This window comes from Microbulbifer okhotskensis (assembly GCF_023895975.1).
Lineage (GTDB): Bacteria > Pseudomonadota > Gammaproteobacteria > Pseudomonadales > Cellvibrionaceae > Microbulbifer > Microbulbifer okhotskensis.
Genome location: NZ_JALBWM010000042.1, coordinates 15,541 through 34,942 on the forward strand (window position 1 = coordinate 15,541; position 19,402 = coordinate 34,942).

Consider the following 19,402-nt stretch of genomic DNA (forward strand, 5'->3'; position numbering starts at 1 on the left):
AATGGATAAGACAGCCGAAGTTATAAGAATATTAAATGGTGCGGGTATCCATTTGCATGTTGCTGAAGGGAAATTAAAAGCAAAGGCAAAAAAGGGCAAGCTTAAACCTCAATTTGTTGAAATGATTAGAGAGCACAAAGTGTCTCTTCAGTCGTTTTTAGAGAATGATTCGCGAGGCGCTATAGAAATTGATGATCTAGCTAAGATTGTCCCAGTGGTTCGTAGTTCTGACTTACTTCCAGTATCCGATACTCAGCGACGTCTTTGGTTTCTAGATAGAATGGGCGATGGTGCAGAATATATAATGCCAGGTGCGCTAAAAGTATCTGGAAAGTTTGATGTTGATATAGCGGAACAGTCATTTCGTATCATTATAGATCGCCACAAATCTCTCCGGACAATATTCGTGGAAGTTGAGGGTGAACCGTATCAACAGGTGCTTAAAGACAATGATTTTTATATTAGAAGATTAGACTTTTCTGGACTATCCGATGGAGAAAGAAGTCAGCAGATTAAAGACCTGATTGAGAGTGAGGGAGCAAGTCTGTTTGATCTCTCTCAAGACCTTATGTTGCGTGTTTCCTATGCAAAGGTATCCCCTATAGAAGGAGTTTTAACCTTTAGTATGCATCATATCGCCTCAGATGGCCATTCTGCTGGGGTTTTGCTAAGGGAATTTGCTACGCTATATGAGAAACTCACTTCTAATAAGGGCTGGCTACTTCCTGATTTACCAGTACAATATGTGGACTACGCGATTTGGCAACGTACATATTTAGAAAGTGAACGCGTTAAAACTCAGCTTAATTTTTGGGAGTCTAATTTACAAGAGCTTCCTGCAGTTCACACCCTACCGTTAGATAAACCCCGCTCAAATAAATTTAATACCTGTGGATCCAGGTACGTGATTAACCTAGATCGTCAATTATCTTTAGAGCTTAAAAAAATAGCTCGAGAAAAAAATGTCACCCTATTTATGTTGCTGCATGCAGCATTTTCCGTGTTACTTGCCAAGTATTCCTCTTCGTCAGATATTGTAATAGGTACGCCTGTAGCCAATAGAGGCTCTAAAGAATTAGAAAACCTAATTGGTTTTTTTGCTAACACAATTATACTTAGAACTACATGTACTTCTGAAGTTGCATTTAGCGAATACTTAAATGAAGTCAAGAAAGTTAACCTAGATGCTCTAAACAATCAAGAAGTACCACTTGATCAATTGGTCGAGCGCTTATGCCCTGACAGAAATACTGGTTATATGCCGTTATTTCAAATCATGTTCTCAATGAATAATACTCAGTCTGAGACTTTAAATTTGCCAGATGTTGAGTTGGAGTTTATAGAAAGCCAAACTGGTTATAGTAAGTTTGAATTGTTGCTAAACGCTGTTGAAGTTGATGATAGTATTCGCTTGACATTTGAGTTCGATACAGAGCTTTTTTTGTTGGAATCTGTTGTTCGAATGGCAGTTAATTTTCAGTGCTTGCTGAAAGACATAGTAGTTCGTGTTGATTGCCCTATCGGACACTTAAATTATATTGATGATAACGAACTCAAACTTATTCATAAGTTGGATTCGGCTCCAGAGTTCAATTCTACTACTTTTAAAAGTATTTGCTCTCAGTTTGAAAGTCAGATCCAAAATAGGCCCAACCAAATAGCTGTATCTAATGGTAATGAATTTCTCACGTTCGCACAGCTGAATGAACATTCAAACCAGCTTGGTTGTTACCTTCGAGAGAATGGTGTTAAAGAAAATGTACTAGTAGGCCTGCTGCTTAACCGTTCGATCGATATTATAGTGGCCATACTTTCTATATGGAAGGCTGGGGGAGCCTACGTCCCATTAGATCCTTCTAGCTCTTCGCCACGCTTGGAATTCCTTCTCAAAGACAGTGGTGTCGAGTTACTTATAACTCATAAATCTTCACAGAACCGGGTAAAAGGGGTGAGTAGTATTACTGTTGATGATGCCTTCTTTAAGGCTGAGTTAGCACAGCGTTCGACTGCGAACTTCACAATATATGATAGAGACTCCAGTAAGGATCTTGCGTACGGGATTTACACCTCCGGTTCAACCGGACAACCCAAAGCGGCGCTTATTCAGAATGAAGCATTGACCAATCTCGCCAACAATATGCGAGATTGGGGGTTAATTAAAGAGGGGGACGTATGGGGTTGGATTTCTTCTTATGCGTTTGATGCTTCGTTACAAAGTATTATTCAGCTGGCTTGTGGCGTGTCCCTTGTCATTGTTGATGAGGACATAAAGCGAGAGGGAGCTAAACTCAGAAGGCTAATCTCTAAATTTAATATTCAGGTTATGGACTGCACCCCCTCTCTTCTTGAAAGTTGGTTTAGCCAAAATTTGGCTTCCTGTCTTCCAAACTTATTGATTGGTGGTGAAGAGATATCTCAAGATTTATGGCATCGTCTGGTTAAATGGAAAACTCTGCATGAGCGTTCAGCTATAAATGTCTATGGACCTACGGAGTGCTGTGTAAACAGTACTTATAGTGTTATAGAAGGAGAATATCCAAATATAGGGATTCCCCTGAATAATGTAAGAGTAAAGGTCCTAGATGTACATAGATCTGAAGTTCCTTTAGGGGCGGTAGGGGAATTGTACATTGGTGGGCATGGTCTGGCTAAGGAATATCTGAATCGGCAAGATCTCACCAGTCAAAGATTTGTGTCAATGGTACCAAAAGGTGAGAGATACTACAGAACGGGTGATTTAGTGAGGCTTCGTCCATCAGGGGAGCTTATATATGTTGGTAGGATAGATGACCAAATCAAAATACGAGGTTATCGAGTTGAGTTGGGTGAAATAGAATACCATCTTATTTCTCACGAGCATGTTGAAACGGCAGTTGTCATGTATCGTGAATTAACTGAAGGGCAGAAATATCTAATTGCATATGTTGTGTTTCGTCACCCTGAATTGGTGGGTGACGAAGTAGAGGAGATAAAGAGCACACTTGCCAATGAACTCCCGTCATATATGCATCCTTCCTTTTATGTGAAGCTCGATAAAATACCTTTAACCAGCAATGGTAAAGTTGATAAAAAAGCGCTTCCAGAGCCTAGTCTTATTGAGTCACATAGCCGATATGTAAAGCCAGAGGGAAAAATTCAAAAAAGGCTTGTAAATATTTGGTCTGATTTATTTCAGTTGCCAACAGACAAAATTGGAGCTAATTCAAATTTCTTTACTCTTGGGGGGCATTCACTTCTATCTGTACGTCTGATCGCTGCTGTACGTGTTGAATTTGGTGTGGAATTGGCAGTTCGAGAAATATTTGAATGCCCAATATTGGCTGAGTTTGCGCGATGTATTGATCAAACACAAGAATCTGCCCTACGGCCTCAGATAAGCCCGTCATATGATATAGTCGGTCCTATACCTTTATCTTTTGCACAGCAACGCCTTTGGTTTATTGACCAACTTGAAGGTGGTAGCCCCCATTACAATATGTTTGGCGCTTTTTCGGTTACCGGGAGCTTTTCAGAAGAGGCAGCCGAAGAGGCATTTACTCGAATCATTTCCCGTCACCATTCCTTACGTACTGTATTCGTTGATGAAGGACAAATTGTAGAACAGCGTATACAGGGTTCCGACAATTTTTCGCTAGTACGTTCAGATCTTAGTCATTTTTTTGCAGATCAACGTTTTGAAAAAATTCAGCAGCAGCTTAGCAAAGAACAAAACAGAATTTTTGATTTGGCCCATGACTTAATGTTGCGTGCGGGCTACATACATACAGCTGAGGATGAAGGTGTATTATATATTAATATGCACCATATCGCTGCTGATGGTTGGTCAATAGGGCTATTGGTAAAAGAGTTTGGAATACAATACGAAGCTATTTTGGCAGGTATAAATGATCAGTTGCCGCCGCTTACTTTTCAGTATACAGATTATGCTAGTTGGCAGAGAAATTGGTTTAACAGCGAGGCTTTTACTTGTCAGTTGGAGTACTGGGATGAGCAGCTTCGTGAACTACCCCTTGTTCATAATCTGCCATTGGATTACACGCGCCCACAAAAATTGAGTCAAAAAGGAAAGCAGGTTTGTTTAACTTTAGATAAACATAACGGGGAGGCTCTGAAAGCGTTTGCTCTGGAAAGTGGGGTGACGTTATTTATGCTATTACATGGTGCTTTTGCCTTACTATTATCTCGCCATAGCGGCCAAAGCGATATCGTGGTGGGTACACCTGTTGCTGGTCGTTTACAACAAGAACTGGAGGAAATGATAGGGTTCTTTGTTAACACTTTAGTGCTGAGACTCAACTGCAACCTAGAACAAACTCTATCTACCTATTTACAGCAGGTAAAGCAAGTCAATTTAGATGCCCAGGCAAATCAGGACGTTCCATTTGAGCACTTAGTTGAGAGACTTAACCCCGAACGAAGTACCCAATATAGCCCGTTATTCCAAGTTTTGTTTACGATGGATAATAATGAGCGAACTAATTTGGAGTTGCCTCGTACTCGGCTATGCAGCTTTGAACGAGAGGATGTTCAGGCAAAATTTGAATTAACTCTAAGTGTGACCCACAAAGAATCAGGCTTGGGTTTTCAATTCGATTATAACAATGAGTTATTCGATGAGGGGCATATTCGTCAACTGGCAGCACAATTGATGATAATGCTGACAAATATTCCCTTACACGGAAATGATAAGCTTGAAATAATACCTTTAGTTGAACCCTCGGTTCAAATGGGCCTTCGTGGCGAAGTAGTACCAGTTCCTAGTGGCCATATTCAACAACATTTTGAAGAGAAAGCAGTATTACAACCTGATGTTGCGGCAATTGTTTGGCAGGGGCAAGCAATTAGCTATGGTGAGTTGAATCGACAAGCCAACAAACTTGCCAATTTGTTGCGTAATAAGGGGGTAGTACCGGAAAGCAAAGTTGGTTTGTGTTTACCGAGAACACCACGCTTAGTGATCGCCTTATTGGCAGTGTTAAAGGCGGGGGGAGCATATGTTCCCCTCGACCCTGCATATCCCAAGACACGCCTGAACTTTATGCTACAAGATAGTGGTGCTAGTCTGGTACTGGGAGAAACTGAAAGTCAGTCATTACTGGACAATAGTTCAATTGATGTGTTGTGGCTCGACCGCTGTTCTTGGCAAGAGCAGTCGCCTGAAGCGCCTGCTGTAGAGCGAGATGGCCGTCAATTAGCCTACTTAATTTATACGTCAGGGTCGACGGGCAGTCCAAAGGGCGTCTTAGTTGAGCACCTGAGTTTACTCAATCTCAACCATGTAGAAATCCAGGATTTTAAACTCGGCTGCGGTGATCGATTGCTACATTGCATATCGTTCAATTTTGACCCAGCTACTGGGCAGTTATTTGCAGGGCTAAATTCTGGGGCAACTATTTACTTGGTAGACCTACAGTCTGATTTAACTACAATAATTAGAGATCAAAATATAACCCATGCAATTCTCCCTGCAGCCGTACTTGCTGCTGAGAGAGAGCAATTATTACCCTCACTCAAGGTCATTGGCACAGGAGGAGAAACTTGCCCACTCAATGTTGCTAGGTACTGGTCTATAGGGCGTACATATTTCAACTTATATGGACCAACAGAGTGTACGATAACATCTCTGCGCGAATCTTATGTTGGTAGGGTTGACAGGGAGAGCATAGGAAGGCCAATAGCCAATTCCTATTGTTATATATTCGATGAGATCAAGCAGCTTGTTGCACCTGGCGCTATCGGAGAACTGTATATTGGTGGTGTGGTGCTGGCTAGAGGGTATTATAACAGACCGGATTTAGATTTTGATCGGTTTATACTTAACCCCTATAACGAAAGTGAGAGGCTTTATCGCACAGGAGACCTAGTTCGTGAACTTTCAGATGGTCGCCTGGAGTTTATCGGCCGAGTTGATGAACAAGTAAAGATACGTGGCTTTCGAATTGAACTTGGAGAAATTGAAGCCGCACTATTGGATCTAAATATAATCAAATCCGCGGTAGTGTTAGTTCGGGATGATCTTCCAGGTCAGTTAGTTGCATATTTATGCCCCGTAGAGAATGTAAATGGTGAAGAATTAGTTACTTGGGTGCTGGAAGCGCTACAATCCAGGTTGCCCACGCATATGATACCTGCTGCTTTTTCTGTATTAGAGGAATTACCACTCACAGTTAACGGTAAGTTAGATAAAAGCGCGTTACCTAAACCTGCTCTACTAGGCTGCGTGAATTTCTTAGCTCCCGAAAATGAATACCAGCGAATTCTTGCAGGTATTTGGGCCGACTTACTCGGGCTAGAATATGAGCGGATTAGCCTCAATGACAATTTTTTTGCCCTGGGCGGGCATTCACTATTAAGTGTACGCCTAGTTAACCTTATTGAAGACAAGCTTAATGTCCGTATAACTGTGCAGGATGTCTTTAGTGCAAGGACATTAAGGCAGCTCTCAGTGTTGGTTGCTACGTCCGGTGCAAGTTCGTCTGAGATACGCTTGACTCCTCGAGATAGAAACATTGTTGAGCTACCACTTTCATTTGCTCAGCAGCAGCTTTGGTTTTTAAATGAGTTATCTCCAGACTCGACTCAATATAACATGTTCCATGCCTTCAAGATCTCCGGCGATTTTGATGTGGTTGTTGCAAACAGAGCCATAAATAAGGTTATTAAAAGGCACGAAATCCTGAGAACGTGTTTTTATCAGAGGAAGCAAGGTCCGATACAAGTAGTACGAGAGGAATTTGATTTTTCTTTTCAAGTTACAAAACTAAATAGGCTTTCACCTGAAGAGCAAGATGCTGTAATTCTAGAAACTATTAAACTGGAATCTTCTTATAAATTTGATCTTCAGGAGGACTTACTGTTGCGAGGCTCTATATTGGAGTTTAGTAGCAGTTATAGAATTCTATTACTTACATTGCATCATATTGCCGCAGACGGGTGGTCTATGCGAGTTCTATTTGACGAGTTTTCGCATATATATACTTCTTTAAAGGAAAGTAGATCTTCAGAATTAAAGGAGCTAGATGTTCAGTATGGGGATTACGCTATATGGCAACGTAGGTACATGGAAGGAGCTACTTTAGCTCAGAAGCTTAAATTTTGGGAAGAGAAGCTGGTCGATGCTCCTCCGATACATAGTCTCCCTACAGATAGGATCCGGGCAAGTGGTGGTGAGAAAAGCACAGGAACTTTTTACAATGGAGTTAATTCTAAAGTAACGACTTCATTAAAGTTTCTAGCGGAAAAGAATGAAGCAACATTGTTTATGTTATTGCAGGCTGGGCTTTCACTACATATTGGAAGATGTAGCAACGAATCTGACGTTGTAGTAGGTGCGCCATCGGTTAGTCGAAATAACCAGCTACTTGATTCTATGGTAGGTTTGTTTCTAAATACGCAGGTATTTAGAACACAGTTCTTAGATAACCCAAGTTTCAATGAACTAATAGCTCGTTGCCGTAACGAGCATCTTGAGGCGATTAGTTATGCAGATGTACCTCTTGAGCTTATCGTCGAACATTTAAGCCCCGAAAGGAGCACGGAATTTACGCCGATATTTCAAATTCTCATCAATATGGATAATATTGGAGGAGAGACTGCCGGTATTCCTGGCTTGGAAATTGAAGCTTTGAAATCTGCCGGAGAGATAGAGCATAAATATGATTTAACTTTATATATCAACGAAAATATTGGAAACAATAGTTTAAGTTTTAGATGGGTCTATGATGCAAACTTATTTGATGAAGCTACGATAAAAACGATAGCGAATGAGTTTGAATTTCTTTTATCATACGTTGTGGGCAACCCAGAATCGGCAGTATTTTCTATTCCGTGGAAGAATGGCCATGGTTGGTCTGGGGCAGCGCTATCGAGAACTGATGAGAAGTTCGAAAGTATAATTGATGTATTCGAAGAAAATGCAGAGCTTTACGCGAACAAGCCGGCCATTATTATGGAAAATATGGCTATTTCATACGGCGAGCTGAATCAAAAAGCTAATCAGTTAGCCAATTATCTTTTTAAGCAGTTTGATATTCGATCGACTCATAAGGTTGCTATCGCAACTTCAAGAAGTATTGATCGTGTAGTCTCGATTTGGGCAATTTTAAAGCTTGGAGCGGCCTATGTGCCTCTGACGTCTGAGCTACCTGCTAAACGTTTATCCTATATTCTTGAGGATTGCGGAGCAAAGGTGATCCTTACTGATCTGGGATCAATTCAGTGGGTTCAAGATCTTGCACCTAATATTGAGTTGATTACTCTAGATCATCCGTCAACTGTCACGGAGTACTTGTCCTTTAGTTCTGATAAGCCTGTTTGTTCGGAGATAAGAAGGGATACTGTCGCGCACCTTATCTATACTTCCGGCTCAACTGGGCGTCCGAAGGGAGTGTTGGGCACTCATGGAGCCACACAAAATCGTGTTGCTTGGATGTTAAATGACTTCCCGTTTGGTGAAGAGGAAATCGCGTGTCATATTACTTCGATGGCGTTTGCAAGAGCTGTTTGGGAATTATTCGTACCTATGTGTGCCGGTGCCCCTTTAGTTCTCTTCAAGCGAGATACGCTTAAAAATACCGCGGAATTTATTCTTGAACTACAAAGAAAGAAAGTAAGCCGGATTGTCACTGCTCCCTCTTTATTGCGCGCAATGTGTAGGGCAAAAGAATCATTCTCTGCGGAGTTGACAAGCCTGAAATATTGGTTTGTTAGTGGCGAAGCTTTTTCTATAGATTTATCCAAACGATCAATTAGCCTTTTCAAAGGCGTTAAATTTTTCAACTTATATGGTTCGACTGAGGTATTGTCGGATGTCCTTTATTCCTCTGTAACTGGTAAGGAGCCTGGAATCTCTGTTCCTTTAGGGCGACCGATACAGGGCGTAAATTTTGATATTGTCGATCGAAGTGGAAACTCGGTTCCCGGTGGTATGGTTGGAGAACTTGTAATTTTGGGGGACAGTGTCAATAGTGGATATAATAACCAGATATCGTTGACTAATTCTGTTTTCGGGGAGAGTTCTCATGGTCGAACTTATCGGACAGGTGACCTAGCTCGCCTTCTCAGCAGTGGACAGGTGATTTACGTAGGGCGCTCGGACCACCAAATAAAGATTCGCGGATATCGAATAGAGCTTGGTGATGTCGAGTCCACAATAAGTACTCTGTCTGATGTCAAGGACGCAGCAGTTAAAGTATGGTGTGGCGGGGATGACAAATATTTGGCAGGTTATGTTGTTCTGAGTTCTAATATTTCGGTCTCGGCTAATTTCGTTAAAGATGATATTCGCAGGAGACTCGGAGAACTCCTTCCCAGTTATATGGTACCTACGCGACTAGCCATACTCGATGTAATGCCGATCACACCTAACGGTAAAATAGACAGAAAAGCTCTTACGGAACCAAATGATTTAGGAGAGGAATATTTAGCTCCGAAAACGGAAATTGAGAGATTTCTAGCTATTATTTGGTCTACCTTACTCAAAGTGGATGTTGAAAATATAGGGCAGAACGCAAATTTCTTTTCGCTAGGGGGACATTCATTGCTATCAGTTCTGCTAGTGGCAGAGGTATCTGATAAGTTTAATGTTAAGTTATCTGTTCGTGAAGTATTTGAGACTCCTGAGTTACATTTATTGGCGAGTTTAATAGAAAACTCAGAAAATAATTCTGTTGATTCAAAGGTTGAACCAGTCGATAGAGGCGCGAAACATTTTGATCTCTCTCTTTCGCAACAACGGTTGTGGTTTATTGATCAACTGGAAGGTGGTAGCAGTCAATATAATATACCTCTGGCGATAAAAATTTCCGGACAATTTAATATCAATTTTGCAGAAGACGCGTTTGCAACTCTAATTTCTAGGCATGAAATATTAAGAGTTAATTATATTGATGGTGGTGATGGGGCTAAACAAGTAATTTCTGAACATGGTCCCTTTTTGCTCAAATATATAAATTTTGGAAATGAATCAAGGTGGAAGATTAAGGATAAAATAGACGCTACAATTAAGAGTGAAATATCTAGAGTTTTTGATTTAACAGCTGACTTGATGCTGAGTGCAACTTTTATTAAGTCACCGATGGATTATGGGGTGCTAATCATCAATGTTCATCATATTGCTGCTGATGGACGATCTATGCGGATACTCGCTCAAGAATTTCTTGATATATACCAGGCCCTAAGTAGGGAAGAGGCCCCTAGAAAGGAAGATCTCCCGCTTCAATATATAGATTATGCTATTTGGCAAAAACAGATATTGTTTGGCGATAATCTTTCACGTTTGAGAAATTTTTGGAAGGCCCAATTATTTGGGATACCTCAAGCGCATAATTTGTCACTGGATTTTGTTCGTCCTATTACGCAAAGGTATTCCGGTAAGACTATACATAGACTCCTAGATAACAAGTTATTAGCTAATTTGAAGGGCGCTGCAGAGAAATACGATATAACGCTCTTTATGTTGCTTCACGGTTCATTCGCCTATTTACTGTCAAGATTAAGTAATAATCACGATATAGTACTGGGAGCTCCTGTTGCAAATAGATCGCAAATGGAGATTGAGTCGGTTGTAGGATTCTTTGTGAATACTTTGGTTTTACGATTGGATTGTGATGGCAGTCAATCGTTACATGAGTATTTTTCCCAAGTAAAAAAAGTTAATCTGGATGCTCTTTCTCATCAAGAGCTTACTTTTGAACAGTTGGTAGACCTACTGAAACCTGAGCGTAGCACCGCTTACTCACCACTTTTCCAGATTATGCTTTCAATGGATACTAATCGTCCAGTTGAGGCTGAGCTGGAGGATATTAGTGTTGAGTTTTATGAATTTGATCGTTCAGTAGCAAAGTATGACCTGACGTTAAATGTTTCAGAATTGCGAGATGGGCTTCAATTAAGCTTTGAATACAATACAGACTTATTTATTGAGTCTCGAATCCAAAGAATGGCTGAGCAACTGGAACAATTGTTGCAGAATATCTCAAACTGTACTGAAGGAAAATTAGGAGCGCTGTCCTGCATTTCTTCTAGTGATTTAAATAGAATCAATGGGGAGAGTGTTGGACCTGGTGCGAGTGAGCGCGATCATGCAATTTTAGATCTATTTACGCTGCAATCTTCACGTTTCCCGAGGCAGCATGCGGTAACTTTTTCGGAGGAGAGCTTAGATTATGGTGAGTTATATCGGCGCTCAAATAGATTGGCAGATGATTTGATCACGTCCGGTATTTCTGAAGGATCCTTTGTAGCAATTTGTATGAATCAATCGACTGAGATGATTGTTGCTGTGCTGGCTGTTCTCAGGTCCGGAGCTGCGTACGTACCCCTTGACCCGAATTATCCGCGAGAGCGTTTAGAGTTTATGCTCAAAGATTCTAGAGCAGGGGCTTTACTCACTCAGAGTCATTTAGTGGGTAGGTTTTATTTTGATATTGATAATCAGTTTGTCATAGATCTATATGACTGGGTAGGTGAAGGGCAAGCTGACTTTATAGCTCCAAAACGTAGCCGTAAGAGTCCTGTGTACGCAATCTATACTTCTGGTACCACAGGAATGCCAAAAGGTGTCGTCGTTAATTATGGTGCTTTGAGCGACCATATACTCGCTATAACTAAAGTTCTATCTATATCAGATAAGGATAGAGTGTTACAGTTTGCGTCATTTAGTTTTGATACTTTTGGGGAGCAAGTGTTTGCTGCTTTAACAGTTGGTGCGAGAGTATATTTTCGGGAAAAGGACTTATGGAGTGGTATTGAGTTTTCAAAATTTGTAGATGCAAATAAAATCACGATTACGGATCTATCGCCTAACTACCTTTCCCAGTTATTATTAGATGACACGGTCAATTCTAGATTTTGGAATAAATCAACCCTAAGCAGAGTCGTTGTTGGAGGTGAGGCTCCTACAATTGGTCTGGTAAGGCGTTGGCGAGAGCTAAATATTGACAAAACATGTAAGCTGTATAATGCCTATGGGCCAACAGAAGCTGTAATAACAACTACTATTGCGGATATTACAGAAGCACAATCATACCTTCCTCTTGGAAATGCTGTAGGGAATAGGAAGCTATATGTACTGGATGAGAATATAAACCTTCTTCCATGGGGGGCTGTAGGAGAATTATATATCGGAGGTGGAATACTGGCAGAGCGATATTTAAATAACGACGGAAAAACAGCGGATTGTTTTTCCAGTGATCCATTTTCTAACTTACCTAAAGCTCGGATTTATAAAACTGGCGATTTAGTTCGTTACTTGGAAAATGGCGATTTAGTATTCCATGGACGTGCTGATGACCAAGTGAAATTGAGAGGGTTTAGAATAGAGCTTGGAGAGGTCGAACAAAAGCTCTCTGAGCATCGCTTTGTATCAGCATCTGTTGTTGATGTAAGAGAATGCCCGGATGGCAGGAAACAGCTGATAGCTTGGGTGGAGTCAACGGGGTTTAAGGTTGAGGGGGATTTTTCATTGTCTGAATGCCTAAGGCGCTTCCTGAAAGAGCGCCTTCCTGATTATATGGTTCCTTCAATGATCATTGAAGTTGATGAGTTCAATGTTCTCCCTAATGGAAAAGTTGATCGTAAAGCGCTGCGTATCCCTGAGGACTCTTTTGGTCTTGTTGATATAACTGAACCTAAAGGCCTTATTGAAACTAAGCTTCGAGCTATTTGGGCGCAAGTTCTTGGCGTTCCGATTTCAAGAGTTGATACGACGAAGAGTTTTTTTGAGATTGGTGGCGACTCAATTCTTTCTTTACAGTTGGTTTCCAGTGCCGCTAAGGAAGGTTACCAAATTAGCGTCAAGCAGATATTTGAACATCAAACTATTTCGGCACTTGCACCGAATGTTAAAAATTTAAATAAAGCTGAGGTCTCTCAGGGGCTCGTGTCGGGGACACTTAACTTGATCCCCATACAGAGTGAATTTTTTCAAGTTGAAACGGATCTACATCATTATAATCAGTCGATAGTTCTGAAGACCCCGCCCGGTTTAAACGTCGAAAATTTGAAGTCTATTTTGAGGGTTGTCTTTAGTAAGCATGACTCCTTCAGGCTGACTTTTGAATGCAGAGATACAAACTGGATAGGAAGGTATCAACTCGAAGTTGAAGATTTGGTATCTGCTAGTGTCGAAAGTTATTTTTTTGAAGATGATTCATTTTCGAGTTTCTCTGATATTGCGGAACAGGCGCAGAGAAGCTTATCGATTTTGGATGGTCCGTTGATAAAAGCTATTTTTATTGAGAATCTAAGTGGTGAGGGTCGATTATTATTGATTGTGCATCATCTAATAATTGATGGTGTTTCTTGGAGGATCCTATTGCAGGATATTGAGCTGCTTTGGACTCAGTTAGTCAATAATCAGCCGCTTTCTGCAGGATTCAAGACTAATTCTTTCCAAGATTGGGCTCTTTACTTACAGAAGATTTCTCGCTCTCCATGTTTTACTGATGAGATTGAATACTGGTCCAATCTCGACATGCTTGATGTTGGTTCATATGATGAGATTGAGACTTTTTCAGAATTTTCTAATGTAGGTTTTGAACTTCCAATAAGTGAGTCTCAGGATATTTTGCTAAAGGCTGGTGAAGTCTACTCATCTCAAATCAATGAACTATTGTTAACCGTATTATCAATTTCGATTAAGCAGTGGAATGGTGAAGATACAGTTCGCTTTGATATAGAGAGTCACGGTAGGGATGGTTTGGATTCAGGTCTCGATTTTAGTCAAACCATTGGTTGGTTTACATCTATTTACCCTATGGCGCTGGAAGTGACAAGTGATAATCTAGTAAAACAGCTTCAGGCTGTTAAAGTCCAGCTTAATGAAGTTCCTTCACAGGGTTTAGGTTATGGTATTTATAAGTATATGCTGGGGCGCTCACTCATAGAAACCTGCTCGAAATCGGGGATCTTATTTAATTATCTGGGGCAGTTTGATCAATCTACCAAGCAGAATAATCATTTTTCTGTCGCTAGCGAGTCAACTGGTACTAACGTTAGCCCAAGAAGGCGGACTTCCCATGGGATCACCTTGACTTTGATTGCAACAGGAGGAATGTTACGTTGTAATCTCCAGTATAACTCTTCTCGATATATGGAGAGTGAAGCGCAGAAGTTAGTCGATTTGTACAGGGGTGGTTTGAGGTCTCTTGCTTCAAGCGTTACATCTGTTGATCCAGTTCCTAATGTTAATCCGGCTGGTAAATTATCAGAGTTGATAGTTTCTAACTTGGCTGATTCATGTCTTATTAAATTAAAGCACGGAGCTAATAACAGTCAGATCTTCTGCTTCCATCCTTTGGGGGGTAATGTGGGTTGCTATACGAAGTTGGCAAATAGTATGAATTTTGCTGGCACTGTCTATGGCGTTCAAGCTCCTGCAGTTACGGAAGAATATCGTTTTAGTTCATTCGAGGAATTGGCTGGGTTTTATGTGCGGCTTCTAATTAACCAACATTCTGGGGGGGACTTCCACTTAGTAGGATGGTCGCTGGGTGGGTCCCTTGCTTACGAGGTCGCCGTTCAATTACAGAATGCGGGGCACAAAGTTGGTTATGTTGGTTTATTTGATGAAAGGCCAATTGAAAATCTAAGTAAATCTGTATTTTCCTGGTTTGATCGAATTAAAGGTCTGTTTGAAGATCAATTTGACTGGGAAATAATTTCCACTCTTGATGTTGATCAGGGGGTGGATAGGTTAGTTAATGATGCTTTTTCTACAGGTTTCGTCCCTCAGGAGCTGGATAGATCTATGGTGCATCGATACTTTAATTATCTTGTTGATATAGGGTTTGCCCTGTCGGTATATCGTCCAGCAGTTGCAGGAATAGATTTAGAGTTGTACCGAGTTACAGGTAGCGACGCTGAGCTGAGTGATTATGGGTGGAGTCATTATGCGAAGGGAGAAATTATTCAAATAGAGGTTGAGGGTGATCATACAAACCTTGTCAGAGACCCTTATGTTCGGGGTTTATCTGAAGTATTTAATCGGCGGTTAGGCGAAAAGTTCTAAATCGCCTCTCTCGTCCTTGTATGGTAAGTTTTACTTGTTTCTATACAGGGAGTATTGGCTGTTAGTAAATGCTGCATCACTTTGATGGTGTGAAGTAAATAGTAGGCCGTGAGTTGATCGCTGGCCTACTGCCTTTTAAGGATATATAGTGATTTCGAAAATCGTTTCAGAATATAAGTGGAAGCTAGTTTTTGCGGCGGTATTGAGCGCGTTAAGTGCGGGCGTAAGTCTATGGCTGATCTCTATGATCAATGGCTCTCTAGCAGGGGCAGGAATGGATGATTTTGTACTCACGTTTCTTGTGGCCATCGTTCTGTTGTTCACTCTAGGTTTTTTTTCGCAATGGCTACTTGCAAGGCTAGGAACATCTTTGGTCTTTCGTATACGCTCTTTGTTGGTTGAAAGGGTATTAGGCACAAGCTACGAACAACTGGAGAAGATAGGTGGCCACAGAGTTCATGCTACTATCACCACCGATGTAAATAGCCTCTCTGAGGCGTTGGCAATCATACCGGTATTTGTTGTAAACCTCACAACAATATTGCTGTGCTTCAGCTATTTGGCGTACTTGTCTCCGATCATGTTCACCGTTCTTTTTTTATCCCTGGGTAGTGGTGTCTCGTTGACGGCATATATTATGTATCGGGGCGCTAGGGTTTTCACTGCTTTAAGGGAGAGTGAGGATGGTATGTTTAGCATTTTTAAAGGTATGGTTGATGGAAGTAAGGAGTTAAGCTTAAATGAGGCCAGGAGAAGTTTCTTTCTAAAACAATTAGTGCGACCTAGATTGGAGGAGGTAAAATCGCTCGAGTCCAACGCACTGACATATTGGGTTTTAACTCAAAGTTGGGCATCAACCATCCTGTTTTTTTGCTTGGGACTGCTTGTATATTTTGCTTTTGCGGTGTACGAAATTGAGATTGCGGTTCTAACTGGTTTTGTTTTATTTACTACTTACATGGTGGGCCCCCTAAATTTCGTAATGCGTTCCTTTCAATTTCTTTTCAAGGGGCGAGTTGCCTATAAAAAAGTTCAATCGCTAAGTTTGGTGGAAAATCAACTTGTGGACAGAGTGACCGACAAGAGCGATGTCAGCGGATGGGGTAAAATATCTGTTAGGGGTTTGATGTATCGCTATGAGGAATCAGGTGATCTAAGCTTTTCAATTGGCCCGGTAGATTTTGAGGTCTCTGAAGGGGAGGTAGTTTTTATTCGGGGTGGAAATGGAAGTGGTAAGTCAACTTTTGCGAAAGCACTAGTCGGCTTATATTCTCATTGCTCAGGCAGTATCCATCTTGGTGATATTGAGGTTTCAGAAAAAAACATTCAGTTGTATAGAAATCATTTTTCTACTATTTTTTCTGACTTTTATTTGTTTGAACATATCCTTAATTCTAAGGGGGAATTGGTTTCAAAGGTGGATGTCTGGTCGCATGTCGAGCGCTTAGGGATGGCAGACAAAGTAGATATTGTTGATGGAAAGCTATCGACAATTGATTTATCACAAGGTCAACGGAAAAGGTTGGCCATGCTACTAGCTTGTGCTGAAGATGCCCCTATTTATCTTTTCGATGAATGGGCAGCTGATCAGGATCCAATTTTTAGGAGCTATTTCTACCGGGAATTACTTCCAGCATTTAAAGCAGATGGTAAAACCGTGATAGTTATTTCTCATGACGATAAGTACTTTGATGTGGCGGATAGGATGTACAATTTTGAGCTCGGTAAGGCGTATCAGGAGGAGTTGGCCATTAATGAGTTGGAGCTGTCTTCGCAATGACCTATTCGGGAAGCATGTATACGAGTTCAATTGAAAATGTAGACGAATGGTTTCATCGGGATGAAAATACCTGTGCAAGCTCGGCGCCCATTAGATTGTGCTGTTTCCCTTACGCGGGAGGGGGGGCGCAAGTGTTTCAAGGCTGGCAAAGGGAGTTAGGTCCAGATGTTGAGGTGTTCGGCGTCGAATTACCCGGGCGTGGCCGGCGATTCGGCCAGCCTTTGCTTCACTCGCTAGATGAGTTGTCAAATTCTATTGCCAAAGTGATTTCCGGGCTTAACACAAAGCCTACAGCTTTTTTCGGGCATAGTAATGGAGCACTTATTGCTTTTGAGGTCGCCAGGAAGTTGTCCCTACTAGGCCTTGATGAGCCAAAACTTCTGATCTTGTCAGCCAAGAAGGCTCCTCACTTGATTCTGGAAAAGAGGCTTCACACTCTGTCAGATGAGGCTTTGTTGGCCGAGCTTAGGAAATATAACGGCACACCAGAGGAAGTTTTAGCAAGCCCTGAACTGATGGAGGTTTTTCTCCCAATTCTCCGTGCCGATTTTTCGCTAAGTGAAACTTATTCTTGTAGTGTGGGCTGGAAGTACAAGGGTGCAGTAGCGCTATTTGGAGGTGCTTCAGATCCAACTGTGTTGGAGTCTGAGCTTCTCGCTTGGGCACAGTATATGGAGGGGGAGGTCTCTCTAAAGATGTTTAATGATGGCCATTTTTTTATTAACACCCTGCGATCAGAGGTTGTGCGTGCGGTTGCTCGGGAGTTGAGTGAAATTACATTAGCCGCTTAAGGTAGTTGCAGTTTGGCTTTGTGCGGAACCACTAATAGGCCTTCGGGTAAAGGCCTTAGGTGCTGCTAGGGCCTCGTATATATGCCACATACAAAAAAGCCCCGCTCTTGCGAGCAGGGCTTTTTTGTATGTGGCGGACCGGACGGGACTCGAACCCGCGACCTCCGGCGTGACAGGCCGGCATTCTAACCAACTGAACTACCGGTCCGCATTCCTGCTTCCCTCTACTTATTATCTTGCCAGGCAAGAGTGAGAGAGGTGGTGGGTGGTACAGGGGTCGAACCTGTGACCTACGGCTTGTAAGGCCGTCGCTCTCCCAACTGAGCTAACCACCCTCTGCCAGGAGCTGCGTATCTTAATGAATTTTCAGCTCGGGTCAACTATGTAGTGAAAATTTCTGGATGATTTGAGGTGGGCAAAAAACACCCAGTAATTTAGTGTAAGTACATGATTCGTAAATCTTCTCTTCTTTCTCAGCGGTTTTCTGCTTCTACCTGTTAACGACCGACTTTCTCTTAGGCGATAAACTACTTAGTAAGGTGCCACATCAAAAAGGAAAGAAATGCCCCAAGCTGAGCACAATCCGGGGCGAGGTGATGCTGAGAAAGCGTGAACCGCAAAAATGCGGGACTGAAGCAATGATTGGCTGAGCAGGTAGGGGGGCGATCATAAAAAAGGCCGCATCGTACTTTTCAAAGAGTTCGAAATGATATGCGCCTCTATACAAGAGCAAGAATACGTGTTCAATATCACAGCAATGATGCGGGAGCGGGTCGTTTCACAGAGAGGCTTATATAATTGACTGCTGAGAAGAACAGCATACTCTAGTGTACTGTATTAAATAGATCGCAATTATAAAAAAGCCTGTAGATATAGACTGGAACGGGTTTCGGCCTGTCAAAAAAGCTATTTTTATCGATATTTTATATCTGCAGTTAGTTTAATGCGCCACACTAGGTGGTCGCAGCTGAACCTCCGGATACATGAGCACTTTGTAGCCAGTAACGCGCGTAGCGAAGTACCCCCTCCAACAGAAGAGCTAGTGGCTTTTGTGGTTAGTTGGGCAACACTTTCCGTATGCGTTTAACTGGATAAGCGCAGACCAAATCTGACACATCCTCTTGAAAAATGAGGACTCAGCGGTTTGATGAAGGAGCCTAAACCAAATAGCAAAACCAAGGATAAACACCATGATCCAGCTAATGATCGCATCATCAAACACAAGTCCGGATTGTTCAATCTGGCAGAAGAACTCGACAATATTTTCAAAGCTTGCAAGATGCTTGGTGTATCGAGAGACACTTTCTGTCGGTACAAGGAAGCCGCATCAAGCGGTGTCGTGGATGCCCTTCTTGAGAAGAGTCGACGGGTGCCAAACCACAAGAACCGTGTTGGCACCGTTATTGAGGAGAACGTGTTGACTTATGCCCTCCAAGAACCTGTTCATGGACAGGTTCGAGTCTCCAATGAATTGTGTAAACGCCGTGATTTGTGACCCCCCACTGGCGTTCGAAGCATCTAGTTAAGGCATGACCTAACCAACTTCAAACTGCGATTAAAAGAGCTTGAAGCCAAGGTGTCTGAGGCAGGGCAATTGCACTAGAATCGCGACATGATTGCCATGTTTTCTAAGAAGATTGAGACAAAAGTAGTAAATGCAGTCTAAAAGTTCGAGTCGCCCCCTAAGTTACTCGGACGATGACAGTATGGTTGAGGGTATTTCCTAGATTCCCACAATGACCGACACACTTGGCGATAGCAAAGGGGGCCAGCTGGCTGTAGGCTGGTTAGCTTCCACACAAACAAGCCAGGAACCCCATG

3 protein-coding genes, 2 tRNA genes and 1 pseudogene are annotated in these 19,402 nt (G+C 41.9%); 4 read left to right on the top strand and 2 right to left on the bottom strand.

The features are described 5' to 3' along the window. Nucleotide 1 precedes the first annotated feature (1 nt). From MO867_RS11185 to MO867_RS11195, 3 genes are all read left to right on the top strand, one after another. Nucleotides 2–15,010 carry a non-ribosomal peptide synthetase gene (locus MO867_RS11185; RefSeq protein WP_252466663.1) on the top strand — a complete coding sequence of 5,003 codons (15,009 nt, stop codon included), beginning with the start codon at nucleotides 2–4 and terminating at the stop codon, nucleotides 15,008–15,010. 148 nt (nucleotides 15,011–15,158) lie between these two features. After that, nucleotides 15,159–16,790: a cyclic peptide export ABC transporter gene (locus MO867_RS11190; protein WP_252466665.1), complete on the top strand. Its 1,632-nt coding sequence runs from the start codon at nucleotides 15,159–15,161 to the stop codon at nucleotides 16,788–16,790. 14 nt (nucleotides 16,791–16,804) lie between these two features. Next, nucleotides 16,805–17,581 carry a thioesterase II family protein gene (locus MO867_RS11195; protein ID WP_256473955.1) on the top strand — a complete coding sequence of 259 codons (777 nt, stop codon included), beginning with the start codon at nucleotides 16,805–16,807 and terminating at the stop codon, nucleotides 17,579–17,581. Between the two features lie 131 nt (nucleotides 17,582–17,712). Here the strand turns inward: MO867_RS11195 and MO867_RS11200 are convergent. Both MO867_RS11200 and MO867_RS11205 read right to left on the bottom strand, forming a co-directional pair. Continuing rightward, nucleotides 17,713–17,789 (bottom strand) — tRNA-Asp (locus tag MO867_RS11200). 51 nt (nucleotides 17,790–17,840) lie between these two features. Then, nucleotides 17,841–17,916, bottom strand: a tRNA-Val gene (locus tag MO867_RS11205). Between the two features lie 812 nt (nucleotides 17,917–18,728). On the opposite strand from MO867_RS11205, the pseudogene MO867_RS11210 reads away from it, so the two are divergent. Next, nucleotides 18,729–19,172 (top strand): annotated as a pseudogene (locus MO867_RS11210) (helix-turn-helix domain-containing protein); the annotation flags it as partial. Nucleotides 19,173–19,402 lie beyond the last annotated feature (230 nt).